This window comes from Mesorhizobium sp. M0522, assembly GCF_040321085.1.
GTDB lineage: Bacteria > Pseudomonadota > Alphaproteobacteria > Rhizobiales > Rhizobiaceae > Mesorhizobium.
Window position 1 is genome coordinate 12,526 of the sequence record NZ_JAMYQW010000008.1, and the last position, 11,600, is coordinate 24,125.

General features: G+C 60.7%; 8 protein-coding genes. 6 read left to right on the plus strand and 2 right to left on the minus strand.

Annotated elements, in window-relative coordinates; translation table 11 throughout:
* Nucleotides 1–6: 6 nt before the first annotated feature.
* Complete coding sequence (locus tag NKI58_RS12105; RefSeq protein WP_352579053.1) at nucleotides 7–393, minus strand: hypothetical protein; 387 nt, start codon at nucleotides 391–393, stop codon at nucleotides 7–9.
* Between the two features lie 396 nt (nucleotides 394–789).
* On the minus strand, nucleotides 790–921 hold the full coding sequence (locus tag NKI58_RS12110) for a hypothetical protein (RefSeq protein ID WP_352786768.1): 132 nt from the start codon (nucleotides 919–921) through the stop codon (nucleotides 790–792).
* Nucleotides 922–1,245: 324 nt separating this feature from the next.
* On the opposite strand from NKI58_RS12110, the gene NKI58_RS12115 reads away from it, so the two are divergent.
* From NKI58_RS12115 to NKI58_RS12140, 6 genes are all read left to right on the plus strand, one after another.
* Nucleotides 1,246–1,893: a helix-turn-helix domain-containing protein gene (locus tag NKI58_RS12115; RefSeq protein ID WP_352637941.1), complete on the plus strand. Its 648-nt coding sequence runs from the start codon at nucleotides 1,246–1,248 to the stop codon at nucleotides 1,891–1,893.
* A gap of 1,182 nt (nucleotides 1,894–3,075) precedes the next feature.
* Nucleotides 3,076–6,462: an acyl-[ACP]--phospholipid O-acyltransferase gene (locus NKI58_RS12120; protein ID WP_352827008.1), complete on the plus strand. Its 3,387-nt coding sequence runs from the start codon at nucleotides 3,076–3,078 to the stop codon at nucleotides 6,460–6,462.
* Nucleotides 6,463–7,601: 1,139 nt separating this feature from the next.
* Nucleotides 7,602–8,717 (plus strand): Fic family protein, encoded by a 1,116-nt coding sequence (locus NKI58_RS12125; protein WP_352592709.1) that lies wholly within the window; start codon nucleotides 7,602–7,604, stop codon nucleotides 8,715–8,717.
* Nucleotides 8,718–8,914: 197 nt separating this feature from the next.
* Nucleotides 8,915–9,220 carry a type II toxin-antitoxin system TacA family antitoxin gene (locus NKI58_RS12130; RefSeq protein ID WP_352592712.1) on the plus strand — a complete coding sequence of 102 codons (306 nt, stop codon included), beginning with the start codon at nucleotides 8,915–8,917 and terminating at the stop codon, nucleotides 9,218–9,220.
* A 23-nt stretch (nucleotides 9,221–9,243) separates the two neighbouring features.
* Complete coding sequence (locus tag NKI58_RS12135) at nucleotides 9,244–9,744, plus strand: GNAT family N-acetyltransferase (RefSeq protein WP_352827007.1); 501 nt, start codon at nucleotides 9,244–9,246, stop codon at nucleotides 9,742–9,744.
* A gap of 546 nt (nucleotides 9,745–10,290) precedes the next feature.
* A complete protein-coding gene (locus tag NKI58_RS12140) occupies nucleotides 10,291–11,337 on the plus strand; it encodes an NAD(P)-dependent alcohol dehydrogenase (protein WP_352592718.1) in 1,047 nt (348 codons plus the stop codon).
* The last annotated feature ends 263 nt before the right edge of the window (nucleotides 11,338–11,600 follow it).

The following is an 11,600-nucleotide window of genomic DNA, read 5'->3' on the forward strand; positions in this document are numbered from 1 at the left end:
CCGGTCCTATCCCTCCCCCATCGTCGAGCGGAGAAGAGCTTGCATATGCTCTGCCAAGTCGAGCTCACCGCGCGCCTCGATCTTCAAAAGATATCGGGCCTTGGACCGGCGATCACCTTCCCTAACCGCAGGATAGGCGCATACAGCCAGCAGCGCCCTTTCCTCAGCCCGGCTGGCTCTGTCGTGGTCGCGGTTACTGCCGCCCATTTCGTGGATCGCCTTGCCGAATGCCGCGTACGCTGCCTTGTGCGCATTGATCAGCGCCCGCAGATCGCGGGACGGTTCCCGGTCCTCCCGTCGCGGCTTTGTGGCGAAAGCCGATGCCGCAACCGTCGAGGCGACAACGGCGCTGGCGGCGTTGAGAAGCAAGGCGCGGCGATTCATCCTGGACATGGTGAACTCTCCTCTTCACTTCATGGCAGGCTGCCAGAACGATGTCGTAGGATCGGCCAGCTGCGCTTCCACAGTAGCATGACTGCCGGCGCGTTCATGTCAGGATGGATGGTAACGTTGGATGCGTTGCAGCCAGAGCATAGCTGGCGCGACTGCGCGGGTCGGCATCTCGCGAACTGTTCAATCAATTGTCCCTCGGCCTCGCCACCCAAGAAAGGATCGCCATTCCCGAAAAACTCCATAACTTCGAAGAATTGCGATCCCTTTCGGCGCGGCTCACGAGGCGTCCTCGGCGGTGATGGCTTTCATCACCCGTTCGTCCACCATCGTCCGGGCCTCGTTAAGATGGCCTGCCAAGTGCCTTGCGACGACGGCGACCAGCGAAAGCCGTTGGCTTCAGCGCCCACCGGTCGCCTCGTCGGGCTTAGCCGGGAAGATCATCTGAATGCGAGCCATGTCGACGTCGATGATGTCGACGGCTCTGATTCCGATCTTGGCGATCTGGCTTTCGTTTGCCCACTCCTGCATCCTCACCCGTGATTTCAGTCGCGATTGCAGGCGGCGGATTTCGGCCCGGTTGCCGACCTGTCGAAACCGCGTTTCCGTTGCCAGTCTGCCAGTATGACGGCTGTCGACCGACGCTGATGATTGCGTGCTCCGACAATTTCAATGCGGCACAAGTCGGCAGAAGCATGCGCAAGTTCCCGAGAAGGCGGGCGCCGCGTAGGCACGCTGCCGGCCTTCACCGCTTTCCCAGCCAAGCACTAGGTAGTTTCCCGTAGGGATAGAACCGAATTTCGCGACCTGCTGATTTGCGCGATTGCTGTGCTACGGATCAACCGGGAAACAGCCATGCACGCCCAATCGAGCTCCAGAATTTCACTGCCGTCGCACGGCTTACAGTCGAGCCTGCCTACGGCATTCGATCCGACACTGCTACAGCCGGTCAGCTTCTTTCGCTGCGGTTCGGAAATCTATGCGCAAGGTGAAAAGGCCGGAGCCTTCTATCAGGTCGAGTTTGGCGCCGTGCGTGTTTACCGCCTGCTTGCGGACGGTCGCAGGCAGATAAGTGCCTTCCATCTGGCCGGAGAGACATTCGGTTTCGAAGCCGACACCACCCATCATTTTTTCGCCGAAGCCATCAACGCCGTGGGTGTCCGCGTCTTCCGCTTTGCCACTGGTGCGGATCTCTCCCGTCAGCTGCTGCCGTTGGCTCTCAAGGGCCTGACGAGAGCGCAGGAACATCTCTTGGTTCTCGGCCGTCAGAATGCCATCGAACGCGTCGCCGCGTTCCTGGTCGACATGGCGGAGCGGCAGGGCGGCTTGCGACAGGTCGAACTGCCGATGTCGCGCATGGATATTGGCGATTATCTCGGCCTCACCATCGAAACCGTGTCGCGGGTTTTCACCCGGCTGAAGGACAAAGGCGTCATCCGCCTGCTCAATCTGCGCAGCATCGAGATCATCAAGCACGACGTGCTTCATGCGATGAGCGAGTGAGGCTACTTGGTCACTTGCCGCGCGTGGCAGATCGTAAGCGTTGCCGCTTTTTCGACCGACTTTGGTCACTCGGGCTTCAATCGCCATGCGGCCTTGGCCAAGCGCGCAGCTAGGCCGCCTTCTTCATCTCCGCGACCTGAACGCCCAGTCGGAACGCCTGACCGTCTGCAAACGAACGCGCGTAGCTCTCAGATGTAAAAGCATCCGACACCGCGACGTCGAAATGTCGAAACACGCACAGCTAGGCTCAAGTCGATGGCGTTGCCTTGAGCTTGGTCGATGCAAGAGGACACCACAGCGGCGAACTCACCTTCAAGGGCGACTGCGCAGTTCACGCCCCTGTCTGGGGAACACGCGGATTACCAGGCGGACAAAAAAGCCCCAGCGCTGGGTCGATGCGCCGGGGCTTTGGGCACGTACAAGCTACACCAACATGTCCGCATATGAACGTGCGCTAATAAAGTGAAGGAATGGTGAACCACGCATATGCCGAAGGGCGCACGCTAAAAGCTGGGGTGAAGCGCAGTATCAGTAATGACAAGTTTGCGCACTCTGATTGTCCCACCTTACTTTCGACCAAACGACGGGGTGAGGATGCGGGCAGTCTTATTGCTTTGATGACGTATGCCGTCACCGCTCATGCCGATGAAGCGAGCCGGCTCACTGACGCCGTCCTCGACCGGCTGCGAAAGACTGTCGCAAGACCGGCTGATTGTATCGAACCCGGAAACAGACCAACGCCGGCGCAACCTCACCCTGAAACCCAAAAGACAATATCGATGACCTCCAACAGCTATGCTCCCAAGGGTTCAAGCGCCTGCAAACGTTGACCACGCCCACTTTCGCTATCGCCGCCTGGATGATGACGGCCGCATCAATTTCATGGGGCAAGCATAGCCGCCAAGGGGTTCTGCCCGATGGCCGCGACCAGGCTCGTGGATACCTCGAACCATCACCAAGACACCGCGAGACGCGGAAGAGGCAAGCCGCTTCATCAACCGGCAACACCGAAAGCTGCTGATCAATGTGAACCGCAGTAACGAAGCGTAATCGGGTTCCCACTACAAAAAGGCTCAAACCGCGCAAGACCGCGGATCGATCCGACCAGGATCTTCAACGGTCTGCCCAATGGAAGTCGCCGCTATGGAAATCCTCACGAACAACCCCACGAACAGTCATCTGATGACTTCACGGCGTTTTGCGCCTCTCTTCTGGACGCAGTTCCTGTCCGCCTTCAACGACAATTTCCTCAAGAACACGCTGGTTTTCCTTATTCTGTTCACCCTGGCGGCGGACCAGGCGGCATCACTGGTCACCCTGGCGGGTGCCGTCTTCATGGCTCCTTTCCTGCTCCTGTCCGCCCTTGGTGGCGAGATCGCCGACCGGTTCGACAAGGCGCTCATCGCCCGTCGGCTGAAATTCACCGAGATCGCCGCTGCGGCTGTCGCTGTCGTTGGGATCGCGCTGTCGTCGATCCCGGTGCTGATGATGGCGTTGCTCATGTTCGGCATCATCTCGGCACTGTTCGGACCGATCAAGTACGGCATCCTGCCGGATCATCTCGAGCGCAAGGAATTGCCCCGCGCCAATGCCTGGATCGAATCGGCAACCTTCGCCGCCATCCTCGGCGGCACTATCGGCGGAGGCGTCGTCTCGGCCGATGGCATAGGCGTCTCGGTCTTCGGGCCGATGATGATGATCCTCGCCATCGGTTGCTGGTTTGTCAGCCGATACATTCCGTCAACCGGTTCTGCTGCACCCGACCTCGTTATAGACCGGAACATCTTTCGCTCGACGTGGCGACAGGTCAACGGCTTGCGTGCCGACAAGCGGATCTGGCGCGCCGGACTGATGACGTCGTGGTTCTGGCTTATCGGGGCCATTGTCCTTTCGATCCTGCCTACGTTGGTCAAGGATTCGCTCGGTGGCGGAGAAATCGCTGTCACCGCCTATCTCGCGGTGTTCGCCGTCTCGATCGCGATTGGCTCTGCCATAGCCGCATGGATGTCGCAGGGCCGCATCGTGCTCTTGCCAGCCCCGGTTGGCACGGCGTTGATGGCACTATTCGGCTTGGACCTGGCCTGGATCATCTGGAGCATGCAGCCCTCGCCCAGGGCCGAAACGCTCGCAATATTCTTCGCCGGGCCAAACACGGTCCATGTTGCGATCGACCTTGCCGGCATGGCTATTGCCAGCGCCTTTCTTGTCGTGCCGACCTTCGCCGCAGTGCAAGCCTGGGCGCCCGAAGCCAGCCGCGCTCGCGTCGTCGCCGCCGTGAGCATCGTCAATGCAGGCTTCATGACGGTGGGCGGCATACTTGTCGCCGCGATTCAAGCAGCGGGCGTCTCCACTGGAGGTATCCTGTTCGGCCTCGCCGCACTCAACGTGGTCGCCGCCTGGCTGATGCTGAGATACCTTCCGACAAACGCCTTCCGCGATTTCGTTTCCATTCTGTTCCGAGCCTTCCATCGTCTGGAGGTGGAGGGGCTGGAAAACCTCAAGGCGGCCGGCCCGGCACCCATCCTGGCGCTCAACCATGTCAGTTTCCTCGACGGTCCGCTGGCCCTGACGCTGACCGAGGAAGAGCCCGTCTTTGCCATCGACCACACTATCGCCCAGGCCTGGTGGATGAAGCCTTTCCTCAAGCTCGCCCGTGCGCTGCCGCTCAATCCAGCCAAGCCGATGTCGACCCGCACGCTGATCAAGATCGTGCAAGGCGGCGATCCGCTGGTCATCTTCCCCGAAGGGCGGATCACCGTCACCGGCGGCCTCATGAAGGTCTATGACGGCGCCGCCATGGTGGCCGACAAGACCGGCTCGATGGTCGTGCCCGTGCGCATCGACGGGCTGGAGAAGAGCTATTTTTCGCGGCTGACCTCGCTGCATATTCGCCGCCGGCTGTTCCCGAAGGTCAAGGTGACCATTCTGGAGCCCGTCAAACTTGAAGTACTGCAGGATCTGAAGGGCCGGAAGCGCCGCGCCGCGGCGGGCGCTGCCCTCTACCAGGTCATGTCGGACCTCGTCTTCCGCACCCAGGACATCGACAAGACTGTGCTGGAGAAGATCATCCAGACGGCGAACGAACGCGGCATGAAGCAACTGGCCGTTCAGGACCCGGTCACCGGTTCGCTGAGTTACGGCAAGCTGCTGACAGCCGCCGCCGTGCTTGGCGAGAAATTCAAGAAACTCTATGCCGGCCAGCAGACGCTCGGCATCATGCTGCCCAACGCTAATGGCGCCTGTGCGACGCTGCTCGGCGTTATGTCGGCCGGCAAGGTTCCGGCGATGATGAACTTCACTGCCGGTGCAGCTAACATCCTCTCCGCTTGCAAAGCCGCCGAGGTGCGCACCGTGCTGACCTCGCGCGCCTTTGTCGAACAAGCGAAACTCGGCGCCGTGGTCGAGGAACTCGGCCGATCGGTCGACATCGTCTGGCTCGATGATCTGCGGGCCACCATTGGCCTCAGGCACAAGCTGCTCGGCCTTCTGCGCAAGAGCGCACCCCGGGTCGCCCGCAAGTCTGAAGATCCGGCGGTGATCCTGTTCACCTCGGGGTCCGAAGGCACGCCCAAGGGCGTGCTGCTCACCCACCGCAACATCCTGGCCAATGCCGCCCAGGCCGCCTCGCGTATCGACTTCCACTCGGGCGACAAGGTCTTCAATGTGCTGCCGATCTTCCATTCCTTCGGCATGACGGCGGGCACGGTGCTGCCGCTGATCTCGGGCGTGCCGGTCTATTTCTACCCCTCGCCGCTGCACTACCGGATCGTGCCGGAGTTGGTTTACGCCTCGAACGCAACGATCATCTTCGGCACCGATACGTTCCTTGCCGGCTATGCCCGCACCGCACACCCCTACGACTTCCGGTCAGTGCGCTACTGCTTTGCCGGCGCGGAACCGGTCAAGCCTTCGACGCGCGCGATCTATATGGAAAAGTTCGGCCTGCGCATCCTCGAAGGCTACGGCGTGACCGAAACCGCGCCGGTGATCTCCATCAACACGCCGATGTACAACCGGTCCGGCAGCGTCGGCAAAATCATGCCGGGTATGGAGTATCGCCTGGATCCGGTGCCTGGCGTCGAGGATGGCGGACGGCTGTTCGTGCGTGGGCCCAACGTCATGGCAGGCTATCTGCGCGCCGAAAAGCCGGGCGTGCTCGAACCGCTCGAAGACGGCTGGCATGACACCGGCGACGTCGTCGCCGTCGACGATGTCGGCTTCATCACCATTCGAGGCCGCGCCAAGCGCTTTGCCAAGATCGGTGGCGAGATGATCTCGATGGCCGCCGTCGAGGCGCTGGCGGGCGAATTGTGGAAAGGCTCGCTCTCGGCGGTCGCCGCCGTGCCAGATGCGCGCAAGGGCGAAAAGCTGATCCTCATCACCGAGGCCGTCAACGCCACGCGTGCCGAATTCCTGGCCTTCGCTAAGGCCAACGGCGCCATGGACCTGATGGTGCCCGCCGGAGTGCGCGTCGTTGCGAAAGTGCCCGTCCTCGGCTCCGGGAAGCTCGACTTCGCCGCCGTGACAAAGATGGTGCTCGGCGCAGAGATGAAGATTAAGGCCGCTTGAGCACGTCCTACCAACGGCCGACGAACCAAGCTGGCCCGCTCTCCCGCGCAGTCCCATCCAGTTGCCGCCCGCGTAGGTAACGCCGATACTTCATTAGGTCCCGAAAATCACCGGATGCGCGGCAGCCGTCTCTGTCTGACCTTTGGAATCTTAAACATATAACTATGACGATCGCCGAACTCAGCACGAGCAGTTCTGGACTCTTTATGAACGCCTTCGGCTTGTTGCCCGCTCCCTGCCGAGAAAGGACCGAGCATGACTCCCATCATCGGGAAGCCCTAGCGAGCGTTGTCGCTCCATAATGAACCTTTGTCGATCGACGACGTGGGCCGATCAGGGCAAGCGATCCGGCAGCAATACTGTGAGGCGAAGGGTATGCGGCATGCCCCGAACTTCCCTGCGCGCCGGTGTTCCACCGCGTGAAAAAAAGCCCGCCGCACGGTTAGGTGCGGCGGGGCGGGACGGGCGCTGTTGCACCAAACGGGGGACTAGGGTGGGCGGGCTTGCCAGGTGCGCGCGGGCCGTAGGCAAACTTAGGCGCATGAGTTGCTATACGTCTAGCAACCGCCAGTTGGACTGGCCCGAAATCAGGGTTCCAGTGCCAAGGGACAGGACAGTTCCCGGAGCCCAGCCCGAGGGCCCGTCGGGGCCGGCTCCGTGCTCCAGCCTACCGGTTCAGATCCGAGCCGTGCCCACATCTTGAACAGGCAAAGCCGCGCACGCCTGTGAGGTACGAACCGCCGCTGATTTCCATAATGACGCTACACGTGTCGGCCCTTGATACCTGCGTGAGGGGAGCTGTGCAAAGACCGGTTCTCGGGGCGCCTCAAGCTATGTCCTTCAACGTGTCCAGCGGCCCTTTCAGAGCCGACCTGGGTTGGATCAACTCCGGCGCAATCAGGAAAATCTGCGGTGCCGCCCGGGGGTTGATCGATCAGCTCGAACTGCAATCAAACAGATTGGCGCGACCGCAAGAACGCCTCCTCAACAGTGGGTCTTGCGATATAGCGGTCTACAACTCGAACCCCGAACACGTTCGCCAATTGTTGACGTATCCGAGAAGACCCTGAGGCATAGCGAGGATTGCTATAGCTCACCTGTCGTGGCATCATGAGTTATAGAAAGGTGCTCTATAACTCATGGTATGGAATTGGGAGCAGGCTGACTGGCCGCATTTTACCTACGATAAGAAGGTATTGGAACCGCTGGAAAGCGAGTTCCTGTTGCGATCGGGCGAGTTCCTGGGCGTCTTTCGTCATGTGGGTGCCAACGATCGCGACCAGATCCGCATCGACCTTATCAGCGAAGAGGCCTTGAAGACATCCGCGATTGAAGGGGAATACCTCAACCGCGAGAGTCTGCAATCATCCTTACGCCAGCAACTTGGCCTGGGAAGCGAGATCAGGCACATTCCGCCGGCCGAGCGCGGCATCGCTGAAATGATGGCCGATGTTTACTTGCATTTCGCCGATACACTCTCGCACCGCACCCTCTACGCTTGGCACAAGATGGCGATGTCGGGTGAGCGGGGTATCGGGACCATCGGCAGCTACCGCCAGCATGCCGATGCTATGCAAATCGTTTCCAATAGGCTGGATAAGCCCAAAGTGCATTTCGAAGCGCCCCCGTCGGCCCGGGTGAAGACCGAAATGGACGCCTTCGCGGCTTGGTTCAACGTAACCGCGCCCAAAGGCAAGACACCGATTCCGGCGTTGACGCGTGCCGGAATCGCGCACCTTTATTTCGAGAGCATTCACCCGTTCGAGGATGGCAACGGGCGCATAGGGCGTGCCCTCTGCGAAAAGGCGTTGGCGCAAAGGCTGGGTGAGCCCAGTCTCATCGCTTTGGCGTACACGATTGAACGCCACCGCAAGGCCTACTACGACAATCTCGAGGCCAGCAACAAGAGCAACGCGATTACGGATTGGCTGCTCTACTTCGCTAAAACGATCCTTGAGGCGCAGCGCGTAACGCTTGCCCGTGTCGAATTCTCCGTCGCCAAGGCCAAGTTTTACGAACGCTACCACGGTCACTTCAACGAGCGACAGGAAAAGGCCATCACCCGGATGTTCCGCGAAGGTATAGATGGTTTCAAGGGCGGTCTCAGCGCCGAGAATTACATCGCCATCACTCAGGCATCTCGCGCGTCAGCGACAAGAGATTTGCAGGACCTCGTTGCCAAGGGTGCACTGATTAGAACTGGCGAACGACGATACACACGTTACGCATTGAACACTCTTGCTGGCCGAGCGTAAACCACAACAGGGATAGAAGAAGCGGGCTGTCGAAGAGCCTGCCTGCCTGGACCGTCAGCACCCAGTAGAAGCCGAACAGCGGGCGAAGCTGATGTTCGACCACCAGCGCGTGGATGAAGGGCAGAAATCGGTTTGATTTGTTCGTCTATGTGACGTACATTGTCTGCGAAACATAGACCACGACAGGAGTGATCCCAATGGCGCGCAAACAGCCCCAGATCGAACGAGAGACGCCCAACCGCGTCGAACGCCTCGGATTCCGGTTGGATGAAGAGACTAAGGATCTTATCGAGCGGGCAGCGCATCTGTCACGACGCAAAGTCAGCGACTTCTGCGTCACTGCGCTCACTGACACCGCGCGCCGCACGATCGCCGAGCATGAGACGTTGGTGCTGTCCGATCGCGACCGCGCGGCATTCTTCGACGCGCTGGTCAATCCGCCAGAGCCGAGTGAGCGGCTGGTCCGCGCCTTGGCCGAGCACAAGCGCCGGGTCGCGTCCTGAGCATGGCGGCGTCTCGGCCAGATTTGAAGATCGAGGCGCTCGCGTCGCATCACGACCGGGACGGCTTTGCCTGCGGCGTCGACAGACTCGACCGTTATCTCCGGACGCAGGCAAGCCAAGATGTGCGGCGCAAGGCGAATGGGGTCTTCATTCTAGTGGAGCCTGATAAACCGGATGTCGTGCTGGGCTATTATACGCTTTGCGCAACCAGCCTTGCACAGGGCGACGTGCCGGCCGCCGCGCGCAAGCACATCCCGCGCTATCCGCTGGTCAGCGCCACGCTGATCGGACGGCTGGCGGTCTCGGAAGCCCGTCAGGGCGAACGCCTGGGTGCGATGCTTCTCGCCGACGCCGTGCGGCGCGCCTATGCGAGCGCGGCCACAGTCGGTTCCTCGATGCTGGTGGTGGATGCCATCAGCGAGCGCGCCGCTGCCTTCTATGAGGGAAACGGCTTCGTGCGGCTGCCGGACTACCTCCGGCTCGTCCTACCGATGCACGCAATCCAGCAACTGGTGGAGCCATGATCGACGCAGCACCTACATCGCCTAACGCGGAGCCTTCGCCGTCGGACCGCGACGGGTTCGGCCACCCTGTGCTTTGCCGAAGCACTCAGAAGCATCTCGCACACCCAGTAAAAAGACCCTCTTTCGTCGTGCTACGGCGCCCTGTCAGGTGCTCTGTCGCCCGGGCAGCCGAAGCCGGGCGACAATTTCTCGAACATCGCGTCACAGCATGCCCTGTTGCCTCTTCGACAAAACAGAACCGAAAGAAGGGAGAACTTTGTCTGCAGCGAGTGTGCACGTCGCCCTCTAAACACTGGTTCCTATCCTGATGCCGAATCTATCACTTGATACCTCAGAGCACCCTGAATGATCCAAACGCAATTCGGCAGCGGCATGGTCGGCCTTCAAAGTCCCTTGGCCGGGAAGTTGGTACGGATAGTCGGAATCTTGCAACACCCGTTTCCGAACTGGATTTTGAAGCCGTGAATGAGCGGCTATGATGAACGTGCCGAATGCAAGCAAGGTCGCGGAGGCCTCGAAAAGTCGGCTTTAGAGGAGACTACGTCGATGACGAACGTTCGCGCCCTTGTCCTTGAACGCCAGCACGAACTCAAGCTGCGTGGGATCGATCTGCCACAGACCGTCGGCGCGGGCGAAGTTCGCATCAAGATCCATACGGTGGGCATCTGCGGCTCGGACGTGCACTACTACACGCATGGCCGCATCGGCCCGTTCGTGGTCGAAGCGCCGATGGTCTTGGGCCACGAAGCCGCCGGCACCGTCGTCGAAACAGGGGAAGGCGTCGAGCATCTGAAGGTCGGCGACCGCGTCTGCATGGAGCCGGGTATTCCCGATCCCAATTCGCGGGCGAGCCGGCTCGGTCTCTACAACATTGACCCAGCTGTCAGATTCTGGGCAACGCCGCCGATCCACGGTGTGTTGACGCCCTATGTCGTCCACCCCGCCAACTACACATTCAAACTGCCCGACGATGTCAGCTTCGCCGAAGGCGCCATGGTGGAGCCCTTCGCTGTCGGCATGCAGGCGGCTGCCAAAGCAAAGATCGCGCCTGGTGACACGGCGGTGGTGATTGGCGCCGGGCCGATCGGGACGATGGTGGCGATCGCGGCACTCGCCGGCGGGTGCGCCCGCGCCATTGTTGCAGATTTCGCCCAACCCAAGCTCGACATCGCCAGCGGCTATCAAGGCGTGATCCCGGTCAACATCCGCGACAAGAACCTGGCGGCGGAGGTAAAGCTCCTGACCGATGGCTGGGGCGCCGATGTCGTTTTCGAATGCTCGGGCTCGTCCAAGGCATGGGAGAGCCTGCTCGATCTGCCGCGGCCCGGCGGCGCGGTGGTGGTGGTCGGCCTGCCGGTGGCGCCTGTAGCGCTCGACATTGCCACCGCCTCGACCAAGGAAGTCCGCATCGAGACTGTGTTCCGATATGCCCACCAATATGAGCGGGCAATCGCGCTGATGGGGTCGGGCCGGGTCGACCTAAAGCCACTCATTTCGGCGACCTTCCCCTTCGAAGATTCCATCACCGCTTTCGACCGCGCAGTCGAAGCCCGGCCCGCGGACGTAAAGCTTCAGATCCTGTTGCCGGATTAAGGGGAGTTCCAAAAGCCCCCGGGCTGTCCTCCCGATCTCCTCGATGCTTTCCGTAGCTTTCGTTGGGCTGCCAAAGTTGGCGGCGGCCCTGAGTGCTTTTGATGCTGGTCCACCGCATTTACCGGCGGCGATCCCTCCAAAAACAACTTCATACCCGGCGATGACGGGATCTACCACGAGCAAATCCCTTGAGCGCTGACGGACCCGACACTTGACAAATCGGCGGCCGTCCGACACGTTCTTAACAAAAGGCACAACAAACT

Bases quoted from the DNA above. Each gene is read 5' to 3' on its own strand.
- NKI58_RS12105 (WP_352579053.1), bottom strand. From the start codon at position 393: ATGTCCAGGATGAATCGCCGCGCCTTGCTTCTCAACGCCGCCAGCGCC.
- NKI58_RS12110 (WP_352786768.1), bottom strand. From the start codon at position 921: ATGCAGGAGTGGGCAAACGAAAGCCAGATCGCCAAGATCGGAATCAGA.
- NKI58_RS12115 (WP_352637941.1), top strand. From the start codon at position 1,246: ATGCACGCCCAATCGAGCTCCAGAATTTCACTGCCGTCGCACGGCTTA.
- NKI58_RS12120 (WP_352827008.1), top strand. From the start codon at position 3,076: ATGACTTCACGGCGTTTTGCGCCTCTCTTCTGGACGCAGTTCCTGTCC.
- NKI58_RS12125 (WP_352592709.1), top strand. From the start codon at position 7,602: ATGGTATGGAATTGGGAGCAGGCTGACTGGCCGCATTTTACCTACGAT.
- NKI58_RS12130 (WP_352592712.1), top strand. From the start codon at position 8,915: ATGGCGCGCAAACAGCCCCAGATCGAACGAGAGACGCCCAACCGCGTC.
- NKI58_RS12140 (WP_352592718.1), top strand. From the start codon at position 10,291: ATGACGAACGTTCGCGCCCTTGTCCTTGAACGCCAGCACGAACTCAAG.